Origin of the sequence: Bradyrhizobium sp. 164 (genome assembly GCF_023073715.1) — a bacterium.
GTDB lineage: Bacteria > Pseudomonadota > Alphaproteobacteria > Rhizobiales > Xanthobacteraceae > Bradyrhizobium.
This window is the reverse complement of the sequence record NZ_JADPKA010000066.1, coordinates 273911-290171: the sequence shown is the minus strand read 5'-3', so window position 1 is coordinate 290171 and position 16261 is coordinate 273911. Positions and strand designations below refer to the sequence as shown.

The window sequence follows — 16261 nt, the reverse complement described above, 5'->3', positions numbered from 1 at the left end:
TCTCCGAATACCACAACCCGAAATCGTGCTAGATCATTTAATGTCTATTTAATGTCCATTTAAATAGTACCATAATGCATCGCCTTCGCTACAGATTTATAAACTTTTTACATAAATAAAATAATATTTACGTGTGCTTCGGGTGGATGCGGGGACCATCATTCAGTCCCGGCGAAGCTGAGAATTCTGTTGAAACGAAGATCTTCGGCGAGGGCGGTCCGTCTGGCTCGCCCGTGAAGACGCTCGGCCGCGTGTTGGCCATAGCTGCGTAATACGCGTCCTAATGCTCCTTGAATTGGCTGCGTTCGTTTCGATTGTTTGCCTAATAACCGAAGAAGCTTCGGATTCATAAAGCGTCTGAAAAGCTCATCATCGAGCGCGACAATCGTTTCGTAGCTACCGGGGTCACCCTGGCGGCCAGCGCGCCCAAAGAGTTGGCGGTCGATGCGGCGGGACTCGTGATATTCGGTTAGGATGACATGCAAGCCGCCTCGGGTCCGGACCGCAGGATGTAGTTGTATGTCGGTGCCCCGGCCCGCCATGTTGGTAGCGACGGTAATGCGGCCCGGTTGACCCGCGCCCGCAATGATCTCGGCTTCGGCGTGGTCCTGTCGCGCGTTAAGAACCACGGATTCGAGTCCCGATCTGCTAAGCAACAGCGAAATTTGCTCAGAGGCTTCAACCGAGCGGGTCCCGACGAGCACGGCGCGACCTTTGCGAACGATATCGTGAACTGAATCGACCACGGCGTCCCATTTGAGGTTGGCCGTCGGAAACAAGCGTGTGCCGGCGTTCGCTCGTCGCAATGGCCGGTTTGTTGGAATCCTTACAACGCGGAGGCCATAGACGCCGTATAGTTCCCCTGCCGGCTCGGTCGCCGTCCCGGACATGCCGCAAAGATGCATGTAGCGCCGAAAGAAGCGTTGATAGGTTATTTGCGCAAGGGTGGTGCGTCGCTCCGTGATGGTGCAATGTTCCTTGGCTTCGATGAGCTGGTGAATGCCGCCTTCCCACGACCGGTCCGGCATGATGCGCCCGGTATACTCGTCGACGATCTGCACCTTGCCATCAGCGACGATATACTGGACGTCCCGTCGGTAGAGATGAAGAGCGGCAAGCGCATGCTGCGCGAGTTCTTCGCGCGCGCGCCGGACCGCCCATAGTCCTGGTAGTCCTGCAGCGAGCTGAGCGATCCGGCTCTCGCCGCGGGCGGTCAGCCGCACCAACTTCTCGTTTTCGCGCGCATGAAAATCCTCGCCGGGCACCAGGCGTCGAGCGAGATCTAGTGCGGCCTCGTACAGGCCGCCGGCGTTCTCGGGCCCTTCTTGCGCCCCGGAGAGGATCAATGGCACGCGCGCCTCATCGATCAGGACGCTGTCAGCCTCGTCTACGATCGCGAAATGCAGACCGCGCAAAAGTGGTGATTGATGGTGGCTAGCAAGTCTGCTGTTGAATATTGTGTCGAGAGCAAGCCGAGAAAGGGCACGGCGGGGGCCGAGCGCGAGCCGATCGCGGAGATAGTCGAACACAAGCTCCTTGTTGGTACAATAGGTGACGTCACTTGCGTAGGCTCTTTGCCGCTCCTGCTGCGACTGCCCGTGCTCGACGAGCCCGACCGTGAGATCGAGCGCATTGCAGATGGGTGCGAGCTGTTCGGCGTCGCGGCGCGCGAGATAGTCGTTGACCGTGATGATATGAACCGGACGGCCCATGAGTGCGGCGGTGATCGCCGGCAGCAGCGCCGTCAAGGTCTTGCCTTCACCGGTTTCCATTTCGGCGACCGCGCCTCCCATCATGGCAGCGCCGCCGAGCAATTGTACCGGAAAGAGACGCATCCCGACGTGACGACGCGCCGCCTCGCGCGCAAGCGCAAACGAACGCGCCATTTGATGCGAGTAGAGGGGAGTTGACAGCAATGATGCGCGCAGCTCCTCCGCAGTATCGCGCAAACGCTGGTTCGTCAGAACAGCGAACTGCGGTTCCAGATCGCCGACCAACCGGGCAAAACGGACGAGGCGGTCACGCGCGATGGCCGGCTGCAGGAGGGGCAAGACCCGGCCCCAAGCGTCGAGCAGGGCAGCATCGAGTCCAATCTCTCGGCGAGCGGCTTGCTCCGCATAGGGTGCGTCCACCGCCACCGAGGCCAAACCGACGAAGTGTCCCTTGCGCTTGAGCATACGGATGCCCTCAGACCTGCAGCTGAGACAGCAGTAATTGTCGCAGACGGCGCCAGATCTGCTGGCCCGGCGGCTCCCAGTTGAAGTTGAAGCGGACGTAGGCGCGGCCGCCGAATGCGGTGGCCGCCGGTGCATTCTCGGGCAGTACAAGATCAATTTGGAAGACACGTTGCAGCGTCTTTATGCCTTCGGGATCGCCAGGGTCGACGGTGAAAGCGCCGCCGCCGGCGCCCCCTAAGGCCCTGCTGGGAAGGACGTCACGGCCTGCCGGTATTTCGCGAATGGACTCAACGGGCAACGTCTCATCAGGGCGCTCTGCGAGTTTAACTTCGGCGCTCTGCAACCGATGGCGAACGAGGTCGATGTCGTCCTGACGGATTGTTGCACGCACGATGCGTGAACCGGGAGTAAGTACGTAGCCGATCTGTTGCCCCTCGCGCAGGAAGCGTCCCGGCAGATCCTCTGGTTTCATAACGGCAAAGGTGCCCTCGCTGCGGCTGCGCACGATGAGGCGCGCGGCGCGATCCGTCGTGCTCGCGAGCTCGGCGCGTACCTGCCCCAATTCCGTCGTGGTGATCTCCGCGCTCGCACGGTCGGTAAAGCGCTCGATCTCAAGCCTCGCCTCGAGTTCGGCGACGCGTGCGCGGAGAATTGAGAGTTCAGCCTGGAGTGTTGATTCCTCGCTTTCGACCAGCGCTTCTCCGGCTGTGACGTTCATGCCCGGACGGACCAGAAACGCGCGCGCGAAGCCGTCGGTTCTCGCGCGTACGATTGCATTCTCCGGCAACCAGACGACGCCTTCCGTCGTGGTATAAGAAGGGACCGGAATTAGGATAAGCATCAACCCGGTGGCCAGAATCATGCCGAAGGTCGCCGCCACGACGCGGCCGCGATTGCGATGAAGGCTCGGGCTCGCTAGCACGAACCACAGGGCCTTGCCGATCGGCAGCGCAACACCTGTTAGCAGGCTCCAGACCGCGATCGAGACGCCGAGGGCGAGATACTGCGAGGCGAGGAACATAGCGATCGCGAGCATCACGACCTGCCGGTAAAGGAAAGCAGTCGGTGCGTATAAAAGGAGCCAGACTCGTTCACCAGCCGTGGCTACGAAATCCTTAGATCCATCCGCTCGAAACGCGTAGCGATTGACAATGTAGCTCCAGTACCGGGTAGCACGCTGCGCCAGGTTCGGGATTTCCAGCAGATCCGCGAGAATGTAGTAGCCGTCATATCGCAGGAGTGGATTGCCGTTGTATACCACGGTCGAGACACCGGCCACGGCCAGTGCGTCGAATGCGAGCGCGCGGACAAGTCCAGCCTCAACGGTAAGCCATACGTAAAGCGCGAGCGCAGCGAAGAACATTTCGAAAATCATTCCGGCCGCGCCGACAAGAGCGCGCCTCCACTTGCTGCGGAATGCCGATGCGGCAGAGGCGTCGACATAGGGCAACGGGGCGAACACCAGGATCATGACTCCTAATTCGGGTACTGTTCCCCCGAACGCCGTGACCGCAAATCCGTGCCCAAATTCATGCAAGGTCTTGAGCAGGAGATACACCAGCGCGAGCGACAGAAGGTTGTCGGTGGCTAGGATTCGGTCGGAGGCGTCGGCTGTTAATTCCTGCCAGTGTTGTGCCGCGAACAGAGGCGCCGGCAACACCACCAATAGCCACAGCAAGGCACCCGGCAACCCAAATAACCATTCTGCAAGCGGCCGGGTATGCTCGAAAAACCTGACCGGATGCCAGAGCGGAATCCGCAGGGCCAGCGGGTAGATCACGTTGCCGAGCCACCTGGAGCGTTTAGCTTTCGCGGCACGTGCGACCAGCGCATTTGCATCCGGAGTCACTTCGGTTTGTAACAGGTCAAAAGCGCTGAGTTCGGCCAACAATTGGATGGCGTCGCTCTGGCTCGGCGCCTCCTCTGCAAGAGCGGATCCGACCTCGTGCCAGATTTGGTCAACCGTTCGCACGCCGTCCATCGCAGCCACGATCATGTAGCCGGCGGGCGACAAGCGGTGCATGCGGCCGGTCGCGTGATCCTGCACGACGTACCAAATGCAGCCCCGATACCGATGTCGGTGCACCGAGGTGTGGTCGCGAAGCTTCGGCCTGCGTTGCGCGACGCGATACCAGGACGAGCTTAGAAACGGGGCTGCGGTCATATTGCCCCTCTCACGGCAGGTACTTCCACGCGGCAAGTCGCAGCCAATCGATGATAGGATGCAGCCAGATCCACGCAATCGGGCGTCGTCCGGAATTGATCTTTGCAACGCCTTCCATCCCGGGGCGCAATGCAAGGCCCGCTTCCGAGAGGCGAGCCTCAATCCGAAAAGCGTTACGCCCTTCCTCGGCGAGCGTAACCGGCGTGATCTTGTTCAGGGTCATCGGCACCGGTTCGCCGGGCCTGCCTGCGAGTGCAACGGTGCCGCTCTGCCCGACTGCCACGAAGCGAACGTCACGTTCGTCGACCTGAACGATCAAACGATAGGAATTGAGCGGCGCCACCTCGAACAGCGTTTTTCCCTTCTCGACGGGAGAACCGAGCATCTGGCTGAGGTCGCCCGAGACGACGACACCGTCGAATGGAGCGAGGATCCGGGTGCGCGCGAGCTTCTCTTCCGCGAGTGCCAACTGCGCCTCCGCCTGCCGGATCTGCGGTTCCAGTAACACGAGGCCGTTGCGATTGTGCTTGGCGAGCGCCTCGCGATCGCGTTGAAGCAGCTTGTCGAGTTCGGCGCGCCACTTCAACCGATCGAGAACGAGATCCCGGTCGTCAAGCTGGGCGAGAAGGTCGCCCTGCCGCACCGTGTCGCCAGCTCGTGCCGGGGCCGCTCGAACAAATCCGTCGAACGGAGCCACAGCTGCGCGCTGCACTTCGGCCTCAAGCACCGATTTCGCGGTGACGCGGTGCTCGCCTTTCGCAAAGGCCAAGGTTAGCGCAAGCACTATGACACTGCCGACGCAGAGCTTGAGGGTCGGCCGCCGTGGGCCGAACAGTGCCGCGCATCCGTCGCCGATACCGTCAACCACACGTCCGCCCAAGAGCCGGTTCGCCCGCACTTGCAAAGCGATCTGAGGTCCCAACAGCGCCGCGATCCCCTCTACCAACTTCAGCGTGTCGTCCGTAAAGGGGTCGGCGCGGTGACGTTCGAAAGTGAGAGCGCCGGCCGGTTCTCCATGGGGGCCGGCTAGTATAGCTGACATCGTCGACGAGCCGGACGCCTTTGCTTCCTCCGCCAGTGCCCGATGGGCGATGGCCACGACGCGTCCCATCGTCGGCAATGGCGGATAAACGACGCATCCACGCTGCTCGATCGCCTCTTCCATTGCGCTCTCGATCGCATTGACGAGGCGGCTCTCGCGTTTGAAGCTAGCCGAGAACGAAATCGCGCGCAGGCAGATTGTGCCATTCCGACCAACAATACCTAGCGATACGCGCTCGCACCGCAGGCGGGTTGTCAGCTCATTGACCACCGCGATTGCCATACCGCTCAGCCGCGGCTGCGCGTTCACTGTGACCAGGAGGTCGAGGCACGATGCCGCTCGCGTTACGTCAGACGAGAGATCCTTAGTGTGCCTGGCCCAAGGCAATGCCTCGAGCCAGCCCGCACCCCAGCGCAATTGCTCCGCGACGATCGCCGGGGTGACGAGGGGCTTGGCGGCCGTCGTCGTCAATGCGATGGCTACAGCCGCAATCGGCTCGTTCGTAGTGCCGAGCGGCAGGGCGACTATCAGGGCCACAGGTTGCGCGGGCCTGGAATCAGGACCGACGCGACCCGGAGCAATGACCAAGCGGCGTTCCGCGTAGGCGGTTTCGGCCAGGCGCATGAGATCGCTGGCATCCACATCCCGAGGCGGCCACGTTACCGATAGTAACGGAGCAGTTGAATCCAGCCGCCGCAGCAGCAACAGACCCGCTGACACGCCGGCAATACGGCTGCATTGCAGCGCCAACCAAGCCGAAACAAATGTCGCTTCGTTTCCCGCGTTCAGCAATCCTTGCCAGTGCGGCGATGTCGTCGCATCTGCGGGCACCTGCCGCAATTGCGGGGCGGGGCCCCCGCTTGCTCTCAAGTCGGGTTCAGACATGTGTTGTCCACAAGAGCGCCGACCAATGACTTTGGTGGTGTTGTCGGAGGGTGGCAGTCATCTTGCGCCAATCCATCGGCTATATTAATTTTTGAATATGCCATTTTAAGTTAATTAAATCCAATTAATATTATAGACAAATAGGGCAGAAGGAATTCGATGGGAACTCGCATGATGCGCCCGATTGAGGGAATTGCCCGCAGAGCTCAGCGGATGAACTACGTCGTTTTGTGCTTGTACCTACCGGTGGGGATCTTGCTTGCCGGTTCCGGTGCAAGGGCAGAGACCCCAGAAATCTCGACGGGGGAGCGGGAATTCAATTGCGTGATCGAGCCGCAACAAACCGTCAAGCTGGCGAGCCCCACAGTCGGCATGATCGCGCGCCTCGATGTTGATCGCGGCGATATCGTTCGGGAGGGCCAGATCATTGGCAAGATCGAAGATGGAGTCGAGGCCGCAACGCTGGCGCTCGCGCGGGCCCGCGCAACCAATGATGCTCCCGTGAAGTCGGCCGAAGCCCGCGCGCAGTTCCTGCGTCAAAAACATGAGCGTTTAAAGGAGCTTCATACAAGGTCCGTCAGTCCACTCGCTTCACTTCAGGAAGCCGAAGCGGAGGTGCAGGTTGCCGAGCAGCAACTCAAGGAGGCGCAACTCAACCGGGAGCTTGCTCGCTTGGAAGTCGCGCACGCCGAAGAGGTTGTGAATCAACGCGCGCTGCGCAGTCCGATCGACGGCGTGGTGGTCGAGCGGCTTCTCGTTCCGGGTGAATATCGAAATGACCAGAGCCCAGTCCTCACCCTCGCACAGATTGATCCGCTGAGGGTCGAAGTGTTCGTGCCCACCGCATATTTTGGTCAGATCCGTGCCGGCAGCAGAGCCAAGGTGCGACCGGAGCTGCCCATCGGGGGCGTCCATATTGCCTCTGTCATCGTTGTCGACCGCGTCCTCGACGCCGCCAGCGGAACGTTCGGGGTGCGTCTGGCCTTGCCAAACCCGCGTTTGGCGCTGCCTGGGGGAATTCGCTGCAAAGTCGCATTCGTGTTGGAGGGCGGCAATCCGGCTCTGATGGCTGGTGACGCGCCATCATCCTTTCAAAAATAGAGTGCGTCGATCATCGCGAGAGCCTGAGCGGTTGATTCTGGTGAGGCCGAAGTGCGGTTTACTAAGTCTCTGCAGGAAAAGGTTCACTTGTATTAATTTAATCGCGCCATTTATTGAATTTGAAATTTAATATGACGCTGAGTTCTGGCGGAAACATCGAGTTCGTCGGCGAGATCGAATGCGATGGCAAGCCCATCGTGGTCGGGGCAGCGGCCCCATTTGGACACGTGTCTTGTAGAATCCTCGTGAGATAATCCACGCGCTCCCGATCTACTCGGACGCCGTCGAACGCGAGAACCGATTGGAGCGGCACCTGATTCTGGAACGGCTCGCCCCCGCCCTACGCGCAAAGATTTCCCGTCGCGAGCGCATTACCCACTGATCAAGGGACGCCGGTAGATTGCCGGAGGCGATCGAAAAGGCGCAGCCGTCATGATCGGTCAGTGGGGTCAAATCGGCTGCCTTGACAAACAACGCGACCAACACTCGGCATCGCCGGACTTGAACGTCCAATCCGAGCGTCCGGATCGAACCCCGATTCCAAGGCTTCCATCGCAGGCTGGCGATTTCGACTCGCGTCCCCGCCCTGCGCACAAAATTCGGCGCACAACCGCGGACCGAGTGCGCGGCGCTTCTCTGTTGTAAAAAATATGTTTGCTCATTGCAGCCATTCGCTTGGGGGGCGAAGTCACCGCTACGATTGTCGTCTGACCTATGAGGGGGACGAAGTTGGGGCGAGCGCTCCTTCGGCGCCGTCCGCCCGATAACAGCGCGACGCTCGCGACGTGAACACAACCGTCGGTGATAGGATGGCATAACCGCGTAAGAGCAGCAGCGCTCCCGGAGAGAAGCAACCGACGCGCATTTGAACCTGCTTCTCCGCCGGCGGGCCGAGCGTTTTAGTCGGAGGCGCGATAATCGCGTCGTTATTTTTATTGCCAATTATATAAATTAAATATATTTAAAATGGGCGAATTAATCGCGCAGTTCTGCCCATAGCCTGGCTGCGACTGGATCCGAACCTCAATAGGGCTCGGCAGATGTATCGAGTCTCCGGCTCCGTCTTGGTTATAGCGATCGCCATGATGGCCGGAGGTACTCCATGGGCGGGGGCAGGACGCTTGGCGATGCCTACGCCTCCTCAAGCGGCACTAGGGCGCATCGAACTTGGACGGCCCACACTTCCGCCTCTGACGTACACGATGTTCTGCCTGCGCTACGAGGCCGAGTGCCGCTCGCGGCGGGGCTTCCGCGGCGGTCCAGTTCGGCTGACGGAGGAACGGTGGGCGGATCTCTTAGAGGTCAATGGTCTGGTCAACTTGTCCATTGTGCCTGCGCCCAACAATCTCGGCTTAGACGGCGAGGCGTGGAGCATCAATCCCGATCGCGGGGACTGCAATGATTACGCTGTAAGCAAACGTCACGAACTCCTTCAGCGTGGCTGGCCGGCGCGGGCCTTGCTCCTGAGCGAGGTCATCGTCAGTTCTGGAGAGCATCATTTGGTGCTGCTCGTGCGCACCCGGAGCGGCGATCTCGTGCTCGACAATCTTGCTTCAGAGATCAAGCTGTGGTCGCGGGTCCCCTATCGTTGGGTTCGTGTACAAATGCCGAGCAGCAATCAGCTGTGGTCGACGATCGACCGCAAAAAGGTATAAATTTGGCCGAGCCAGCACAACGCAATCACCATTTCCTTTCCACGACTAGTAACCTGTCGCGAAAGGCGCGGAACCTTTCGTCGGGACCGACCAGGAGCCCGATCAGGCACACGGCCGGGTGACCACTACGAACCGACCGTTCGATCGGCCAGTCCCATCGAGCGCCGGGTTGAGTGTGAGCTCGGTCGAGGCCTTCGGGTAGGAGGAGCGGGGGCGGCAAGCACCTCGAAGTCTCCCGGTATGGCGTTTGCCGAGAGGACTTGGGTCATATTGAAGGGGAAATTCATCTCAACGTTGCTCTTGTTCCAAGCTCCGAACAGCGAGCTTGATCGCGTCTGTCGACCTGCCCGCTGGCGTCGTTCCGGCTTCCAGCCCATAGCTCGTTCGCGACCGGTCGCGGTGAGATCTGGAGGTCCGCCCACCAAGGCGTCTTGTTACCATTGCGGTGCAGGTCTTCATCTTGACGATGCGTACGGTGAATTCGTCGCTGACCTTGCGGGCGAACTTGACCCGGCTAGCGTCGGACGGAAGCTGTTTGCAGACCAGGAAGGCCTGAGCGCGAAGGAAGAGCGATCGGCCTTGCTGTGCTTGCGCGATTCTTGGCGAAGGCGAGTCCAGCCTCAGCGCTCAAACTGGGTGGACGCTTTTCGCACCGGCCTGCCAAGGTTCAAGAGGAGGACTATTCTCGGTTGGCCATGAGTCTGAGCGGCAGCTTTTTTGACTTTGATCTGGTTGGCGACTGCGGGGCGCCGCCTCCTGAAGCGAGTTCTTTCAGTCGCAGGCGGAGACCCGCGCCCGTACCGCCGAGCTGCGCGTCCTAAGCTGCGTAGGGGCGTACGTTCCGGGCTTCTTCAAACCGCCGCGCATGGCCGAGAAGTCTAAGGTGGTGGGATGAAGGGTCTCGCCGGCCCGCCGACGGTGAACCTTGCCGCGGCCGATCTCAATTTCCTCGTCTTCCTCGGCGATCGCCGCCAGATCCAACAACGTCCCAGCCTTGCCGGTCTTGAGCAGGTAGCCGCTGAGATCTTTGAGGTGAACGCGTTGCATGACGACGGTGATGACGCCCTGTCGTCTAACGCGACCTGAGCGTGTTGGAGAACCACAGGTTGATGGCGTCCGGCTTTTGCGGATCATGAAAATATCGCCGCCTGGGCGCTGGTCGCATCGTTTGGTCCAGGAAGGATGCAATTCGGCGATTGTCATCTCGCCGGGCCCTTGAACGAATTCGCGGTGTTTTGATGTTGCCGCGACCGACTGTCTATTTGATCGAGACGTTGTACGGAGGATCCGCAAAACACCATCGCTACTTGTTCTCCGACCCTCAGCGCGGGCTAGATCGGCTTCAACGCGAGCGTCGCCACACAAACCGCCGTGAAACCGCGCGGGGTCGTCGGCGCGCGACGATAGCGCGGCGGCGCGCCTCAGCCGGTCCGGCGGCGCCTTTGCGCGGACGAGCGATCGATCAGGAGATCGTTTAGCTTCTTGCCGGCTCGAAGCTGCGCTTTCAGCCATCGGGGCTGCTTACCGCGACCAGACCAAGTTTCGGACGGATTCTTCGGGTTCCGGTATTTCGGCAGCACCGGCGGGTAGGGGCGGCGCGAACGTTCCTGGGTCTGAGTCGGACCGGCGGTCCCCTCAATCTTACGAAGCCGCTGTTCGAGCTTGGCTTTTTCCGCAGTCATCCTGCGACTGAGGACGGTCGTGACCTCATCGTAAAGCCGCCACAGCTCGGCTGTGGTCATGTTTGCCCAGTCGTCCTTCTCCATGGAAGCCGTCCCCAACTACTTCCGAACCGAAACAGGAGGGGGATTATCAGGTCAAGCCGGGGTCGGGCAAGCGCGATCCGAGCGCGCGGCGGCGCCTGTGTGCAACGCGGTACCTGGTGCTACCGATTGGGCTCGTGCCTCCGACCGAGCGGTCGCTTCCCTGGCGCCCTCCGCCCGTGGGCTCGTCGCCTGGGCGCAAGCAATCGCTGCTCGGCCTTCAACACGCGACTACGTAGGTTCTGCAATTCGGTGAATTGAACGATTAGGGCCTGATGTGTTTGACGCAAAATAGCGGAAGAATACATGTGACCACCTACTCATGCCAACGATGACCCCGCGACCGCTCATTGAAGTTGCTGAATTGACGAAATCAGCTCCAATTTGGGGACCGGGTTTTCATCGGTGCTACACGGGCTGCGATCAAACGCAGCCATATTTTGTCTTTGATTGCCAATCCTCGCTTTGATGAATAGTAATACTTTTTTGCCCTCCCTCCGGAAAGCGAGGCTTTTCGAATGGCCTCGCTTCAGTGAAACTTCGTCGAATGTTAGATTTGAATCGTGAATGACCCTATATATCGTTCGTAATAACCGGCCCTAGCGAAGTTAGATGGATGTCGACCATAATGACAACGCAACCGATCGGGTGCGCCGATGACATTCTTCGAGAGAACTTGTAGATCGAATCTACCAATCGTTGTGGAAAGAACGGCGCTTTCGTCGAGGAATTCGCGGTTTTTAACTTTCCTTGGAGCACCGCATTCTTACGGTGCTGCACGCATTCTCTGAGCGAGTTACGCTAGCGCGGCCATCGAGCGTTGCTGCTTCGTGCTGTCTCAAACCTAAGCCGTGCGACTTTATGGCCGAGCTGATGGGTCATGCCTCGCGCGTCTCAAAGGAGATGCCGGATTAAACGGCTGCACGGGGGTTGTTAGCAACAGGCAAGGGAAGCATGCGCCGCATCAGAGTTGTCATCGCGGATCGACACCCGATCGTCTTAGAGGGAATCAGGAGCGTTCTTGCGACGCAACGTGATTTTACGATCGTTGCGTCGTGCAGCGATGGTGCAAGCTGTCTTGAGGCAATCCGATTTCTTGTGCCGGACATCACGCTTGTCGATGCTGCACTGCCCGATGTCAGCCGACAGCAGATCCTCGCTCTTGCAAACACTGTAGGCCCAGGTGTCCCGATAATCTTCTTCGCGGGTATCGCGGGCGACAGTGAGCTACAGAGGCTGGCCTTGGACGGCGCCTGCATCATCCTCCCGAAGGACGCGAATCCGGAGATGCTGGTCGCAACCCTGCGAAAGGCTGCCCAAGGCCTAGCAGCAGGCTTGCCGAGCACCGGGAACGGCAACCAGGAGCCCCGTGCTGGTGAGAAGAGGCCGCTGACACAACTGACGGGCCGGGAGCGCCAGATCATGCGGCTCGTGTCGGAGGGGCTATCGAATAAGGAGATTGGGCGTCGCTTGAATATTGCCGACGGTACGATCAAAGTCCACCTTCATCACATCTTCCAGAAGCTGGATGTCAGCAATCGTACAGTTCTCGCGGCATTGGCGATTTCGCGAAACGAGCTGCATACAGCGCCACGTGAGCCGGATCCCCCGGATCTGTTGCGTCAGGATCCGGCCAGCGTGAAATGACGAGGACGTCTGCCGTGCTCGTGCGCGGGGGCGCGCTATGGTAGCGCCAGATGCTCAATCATATTGCGGCAAGCCCCTTCGGCCTCGGCTAATGTTCCAAAGGGCGAGCCGCCAATCTTGATTGCGGCTTGGTTCTTGTGGAGCGGACGCCAACTCGCCAAGTAGCCGGAGCGTCCGTGAAAACCCGAACCTCCAGGGCTTTCAAAACTGATCACGAACGAGAAGCCGTGGCTGCTTGCGCTCCAGATCTCCATGTCCCGGACGGATCGGTGGAATTGCAGTGGCATCACAATGATCCATTGCAGCCGAACGGCGCTCGGCCAGTTAAAGACAAATTAACTATATTAAATGCCGAGGCGCAACTCAATTCGCGCAGCAAGCCACAATGTGGGGGCGCGCCGAGAGGAAAACACGGAATTTGGAGCCGTTCTGTCGGAGCGGCGCACGTTCAGTAACTCCCGCCGGGCAAGGAACATTCCCTGGTTGAAAACTCATTTAATATATAATAAGGTATTTAAAGTTTTAAATCGAGGAGAGCGCGTCGTGACCCGGGATGGTAATGAAGATGACGACCGGCGGGCGTTTTTGAAAACCTGCGGAAGATTTGCAGCCGTGACGCCCCCTGTCATGACCCTGCTTCTGTCCACTTCCCTGACCTCAAAAGCCATTGCAAGGTCAGGCGGCCTGCACGCGGAGAGGCAGAACGACAGGGGCCAGTCGTTCTTCGACAACGATCGGTCGTCCGCGGCGGGGCCGGGGAACTCGAGCGGAGGGTCATCTGGGGGCGGTGGAGCAGCTGGCGGTGGCCCTGCTCGATCATCTCGTGCCGGAGGGACATCCGGCGGTGGCGGCGGTAGCGGCGGGTCCGGTGGTGGCGGAGGCGGTGGCAAAGGGCCGTTCGCGACCGGCGGTAGCTCTGGAACTCCAAGCGCGGAGGGCGGGGTCGATTGCGCCGACGAAGAGAACGAGGAAAAGCGCAAGGCCGATTGCCCCAGGGCTGATACTCGGATTTCGAGCGCAATCGAATCCAGCCGGTAGGAGTCTTCTCAGCCCATGCATGAGCGCTATGGGTCGCCGTACGGCCAGCAATGTCCGGGCCTTTGCTCCGGCATGCTGGAAAGTGTGGCCGAAAGCGCACCTGAGCAATCTATGGTCGGCTTCGGCGAGGGCTCGGCCCTCTAAACCGCCAAGTTTCTGAGCTCGCTTCCGCGCAGGAGTTGGAATTTGTAACGACAGAGTCCCGCGCACTTTTGCCGAATCGCGATGGTACACGCGACTGGTTCGCGAAAGCGAACCGGCTCTACGAGCCTGTCCCGGCTACTCGGCTACCGGGCGAGTGGGAGGCCCGCCGCGCTGGCGCCCCATGAACGAGTCCGACCGCGCCCTGCGAAACTATCCGATCGATTTTGCGGCTCATCACCTTGTAGCACTCGCATGCCACGGCTTCGAGCCGCGGCCGATCAATCTCGAGCTGGCCGCGCCGATTGGACTTCAGCGCTCTTGACGCGCGCATTGTGCTTACGACATGTGTGACGGTGGTGCGGCGGACGCCCAGCAATTCCGATAATGTTTCCTGGGTCAGCGGGAGGAGATCGCCTCCATTCGCCCGGTCGTGAATGTGAAGCAGCCAGCGCGCCAGGCGGGCTTCGACGGAATGCAGTGCATTGCAGGCGGCCACGTGCTGAAGCTGCGTCAACAACGATCTCGTGAAGACCTGCACCATGGATGTGATTGGAGCGCTGCGATGTTGCACTGCCAGAAATTGCACCGCCGAGATCTGCAGCGCGAACCCTGGTATGCGAACGACTGCCGTCGCGGGCGAATTGGATGCGCCGAGCGCTGACGTCAGGCCCACAGCCCCCTCGTGGCCGATGATCGCTGTGGCAACTGTCTGGCCGTTCGGCAGCGCCATGATAGCGGCGATCGCGCCGCTCAGGGGGAAGAGGAGATGTTCGACCCGGTCGCCCGATCGGGCCAGCACGGAATCGCGCTCGATCTCGACTTTCCGCAAATGAGGCGCAAGCAAAGCAAAATCTGCTGGCGGCAACGCTGCTAACAACCGATTACCAACTCTGGTCGCGTGGTCCATCATGGGATTGGTCCCCGACGGATGCTCGGCCTAGGACTCATGCCGGTTTGTCGAGCTGCTCTGCAGAGTGACAGCTCAACGGCAAGCCAACCGGCCGCCACAGATATGGTTCCTATGATGGATGGTGAGCATGCGCAGGACCCACAGCCGCACGCTGTAGCGGAGATCCTATGCCTCTGGCTTCAGCTGGCGCTCGGCAAGGCCGCCGCGGACATCACAACCGATCGCATCAAACTTTGTCGCGAGCAGGCTGCGCGAGTGCAGAAGAGTGTCCTCGCCAGGGAACGCTCTCCGAACGAGCTCTTCGACCACGATTAGAGAAGCGCAAGACGCCTGCAAACGCGCTCTGAATCACTCAGTGACAGTATCGAACTGCTTCCAGGAAAGTTTTCTGACCGATCGGACCAACACTGGTGGAAAGACGGTCATGAATGCGCCGCGATGCCCATATTCTGCCAGACGATCCCCGGGACGCGATCGGCAAGTCATTGATGGTCTTCAACCCGTTGCTATCTCTTAATCAGCGGGTCCCAGATTCGAGCCCTGGTGCGCCCACCATTCCATGGCTTCGCCTCCCAGCTCGGCTGAGCCGCGTGGATAATTGACTTTGATCGGCTGAGCGGATGTCCGCTTCTCAACTGGGATCCGATCCAACGAGAAGCGCGTTGATCTTAATCCGCAATCTTGAGCATGCCGCGCGTCGGACCTCTCTTTCGCCGTGCAAGAGCCGGCACCAGCGTCGGTGACTCATCCGCGACGCGCAACGCGAAATAGGCGATCGTCGCCTGAAGACCATCCTTCAGCGCTACGCGCGGACGCCATCCCAGAAGTCGCGCGGCGGTGTCGATGACCGGCTTGCGACGCTTCGGATCGTCCTTCGGCAGCGCCACGAAGCGGAGTGGGGAGGCCGACTCCGTGTACGTCAGGACCTCCCGGGCTATGGCCTCGATCGTGACCTCGTGCGGATTGCCGAGGTTGCAGGGGCCGGTTACCGAGGCCGGGCTTTCCATCAGCAGTTGAAGGCCCCGCACCAGATCGTCGACGAAGCAGAAGCTCCTTGTCTGCGTGCCGCCGCCATAGATCGTGATCGGCTCGCCGCGCAGCGCCTGCACGATGAAATTGGAGACGACACGGCCATCGTTCTCCAGCATGCGCGGGCCATAGGTGTTGAAGATGCGCGCGACCTTGATCTCGGTTCCGTGCGTGCGGTGGTAGTCGAACATCAGCGTCTCGGCGGCGCGTTTGCCCTCGTCGTAGCAGGCCCGCGGCCCGATCGGGTTGACGTTGCCAAGATAGGATTCCGGCTGTGGATGCACCTCCGGATCGCCGTAGACTTCGCTCGTCGAGGCCTGCAGGACGCGGGCGCCCTTGCGGCGGGCGAGCTCGAGCAAATTGATGGTGCCGAGCACGCATGTCTTCATCGTGCCGACCGGATCCTTCTGGTAATGCCGGGGTGAGGCGGGGCAGGCGAGACTGTAGACCCGGTCGATCTCGTCGTCGATCTCGATCTCCTCGCGCACATCATGTTCGATGAAGCGAAAGTTCGGATGGTTCAGCAGCGGCCTGATATTGTCGATTGTGCCCGTGAACAGGTTGTCGAGGCAGATCACCCTGTTGCCGCGTTGCAGAAGCGAATCGCAGAGATGAGAGCCGATGAAGCCGGCGCCGCCGGCGATGAGCACTGTCGGCGAGCGACGGAGCGTGGGAATGCGGGTCTGGAGTGTCATGGCAAGCTCCC

At 60.2% G+C, this 16261-nt stretch carries 11 protein-coding genes and 1 pseudogene; 4 read left to right on the top strand and 8 right to left on the bottom strand.

Annotation, left to right across the window (positions count from 1 at the left end):
- Nucleotides 1–158: 158 nt before the first annotated feature.
- From IVB01_RS21535 to IVB01_RS21525, 3 genes are read right to left on the bottom strand one after another with little or no spacing between them, the layout of a single operon-like run.
- Nucleotides 159–2177: a DEAD/DEAH box helicase gene (locus IVB01_RS21535; protein WP_247494841.1), complete on the bottom strand. Its 2019-nt coding sequence runs from the start codon at nt 2175–2177 to the stop codon at nt 159–161.
- A 10-nt stretch (nt 2178–2187) separates the two neighbouring features.
- On the bottom strand, nt 2188–4341 hold the full coding sequence (locus IVB01_RS21530; protein ID WP_247459862.1) for a peptidase M50: 2154 nt from the start codon (nt 4339–4341) through the stop codon (nt 2188–2190).
- 10 nt (nt 4342–4351) lie between these two features.
- Nucleotides 4352–6268 (bottom strand): HlyD family efflux transporter periplasmic adaptor subunit, encoded by a 1917-nt coding sequence (locus tag IVB01_RS21525; RefSeq protein ID WP_247494840.1) that lies wholly within the window; start codon nt 6266–6268, stop codon nt 4352–4354.
- A 171-nt stretch (nt 6269–6439) separates the two neighbouring features.
- On the opposite strand from IVB01_RS21525, the gene IVB01_RS21520 reads away from it, so the two are divergent.
- Nucleotides 6440–7369 carry an efflux RND transporter periplasmic adaptor subunit gene (locus IVB01_RS21520; protein WP_247459866.1) on the top strand — a complete coding sequence of 310 codons (930 nt, stop codon included), beginning with the start codon at nt 6440–6442 and terminating at the stop codon, nt 7367–7369.
- A gap of 1040 nt (nt 7370–8409) precedes the next feature.
- Nucleotides 8410–9024, top strand: a complete 615-nt coding sequence (locus IVB01_RS21515; RefSeq protein WP_346659342.1) for a transglutaminase-like cysteine peptidase — start codon at nt 8410–8412, stop codon at nt 9022–9024.
- A gap of 771 nt (nt 9025–9795) precedes the next feature.
- Here the strand turns inward: IVB01_RS21515 and IVB01_RS21510 are convergent.
- Together IVB01_RS21510 and IVB01_RS21505 are read right to left on the bottom strand one after the other, a co-directional pair.
- Entirely contained in the window at nt 9796–10227 is a 432-nt protein-coding gene (locus IVB01_RS21510; protein ID WP_247494839.1) for a hypothetical protein, read from the bottom strand.
- Nucleotides 10228–10445: 218 nt separating this feature from the next.
- Nucleotides 10446–10790, bottom strand: coding sequence for an H-NS histone family protein (locus tag IVB01_RS21505; protein ID WP_247280405.1), 345 nt, complete (start codon nt 10788–10790; stop codon nt 10446–10448).
- A gap of 951 nt (nt 10791–11741) precedes the next feature.
- On the opposite strand from IVB01_RS21505, the gene IVB01_RS21500 reads away from it, so the two are divergent.
- On the top strand, nt 11742–12434 hold the full coding sequence (locus tag IVB01_RS21500; protein WP_247494838.1) for a response regulator transcription factor: 693 nt from the start codon (nt 11742–11744) through the stop codon (nt 12432–12434).
- Nucleotides 12435–12469: 35 nt separating this feature from the next.
- On the opposite strand, the gene IVB01_RS21495 is transcribed toward IVB01_RS21500, so the two are convergent.
- Complete coding sequence (locus IVB01_RS21495) at nt 12470–12721, bottom strand: hypothetical protein (RefSeq protein ID WP_247494837.1); 252 nt, start codon at nt 12719–12721, stop codon at nt 12470–12472.
- 256 nt (nt 12722–12977) lie between these two features.
- On the opposite strand from IVB01_RS21495, the pseudogene IVB01_RS21490 reads away from it, so the two are divergent.
- Nucleotides 12978–13244: pseudogene (locus IVB01_RS21490) on the top strand (hypothetical protein); the annotation flags it as partial.
- Between the two features lie 490 nt (nt 13245–13734).
- On the opposite strand, the gene IVB01_RS21485 reads toward IVB01_RS21490, so the two are convergent.
- Complete coding sequence (locus IVB01_RS21485; protein WP_247494836.1) at nt 13735–14526, bottom strand: Crp/Fnr family transcriptional regulator; 792 nt, start codon at nt 14524–14526, stop codon at nt 13735–13737.
- 668 nt (nt 14527–15194) lie between these two features.
- The gene (locus IVB01_RS21480; RefSeq protein ID WP_247460446.1) at nt 15195–16250 is read right to left on the bottom strand and encodes a UDP-glucuronic acid decarboxylase family protein; all 1056 of its coding nucleotides are present in this window, start codon (nt 16248–16250) and stop codon (nt 15195–15197) included.
- Nucleotides 16251–16261 lie beyond the last annotated feature (11 nt).

Excerpts from the sequence above, each read along its gene's own strand:
- IVB01_RS21530 (WP_247459862.1), bottom strand. The coding sequence starts at position 4,341 with ATGACCGCAGCCCCGTTTCTAAGCTCGTCCTGGTATCGCGTCGCGCAA.
- IVB01_RS21505 (WP_247280405.1), bottom strand. The coding sequence starts at position 10,790 with ATGGAGAAGGACGACTGGGCAAACATGACCACAGCCGAGCTGTGGCGG.
- IVB01_RS21515 (WP_346659342.1), top strand. The coding sequence starts at position 8,410 with ATGTATCGAGTCTCCGGCTCCGTCTTGGTTATAGCGATCGCCATGATG.
- IVB01_RS21480 (WP_247460446.1), bottom strand. The coding sequence starts at position 16,250 with ATGACACTCCAGACCCGCATTCCCACGCTCCGTCGCTCGCCGACAGTG.
- IVB01_RS21535 (WP_247494841.1), bottom strand. The coding sequence starts at position 2,177 with ATGCTCAAGCGCAAGGGACACTTCGTCGGTTTGGCCTCGGTGGCGGTG.
- IVB01_RS21510 (WP_247494839.1), bottom strand. The coding sequence starts at position 10,227 with ATGACAATCGCCGAATTGCATCCTTCCTGGACCAAACGATGCGACCAG.
- IVB01_RS21485 (WP_247494836.1), bottom strand. The coding sequence starts at position 14,526 with ATGATGGACCACGCGACCAGAGTTGGTAATCGGTTGTTAGCAGCGTTG.
- IVB01_RS21495 (WP_247494837.1), bottom strand. The coding sequence starts at position 12,721 with ATGCCACTGCAATTCCACCGATCCGTCCGGGACATGGAGATCTGGAGC.
- IVB01_RS21525 (WP_247494840.1), bottom strand. The coding sequence starts at position 6,268 with ATGTCTGAACCCGACTTGAGAGCAAGCGGGGGCCCCGCCCCGCAATTG.
- IVB01_RS21520 (WP_247459866.1), top strand. The coding sequence starts at position 6,440 with ATGATGCGCCCGATTGAGGGAATTGCCCGCAGAGCTCAGCGGATGAAC.
- IVB01_RS21500 (WP_247494838.1), top strand. The coding sequence starts at position 11,742 with ATGCGCCGCATCAGAGTTGTCATCGCGGATCGACACCCGATCGTCTTA.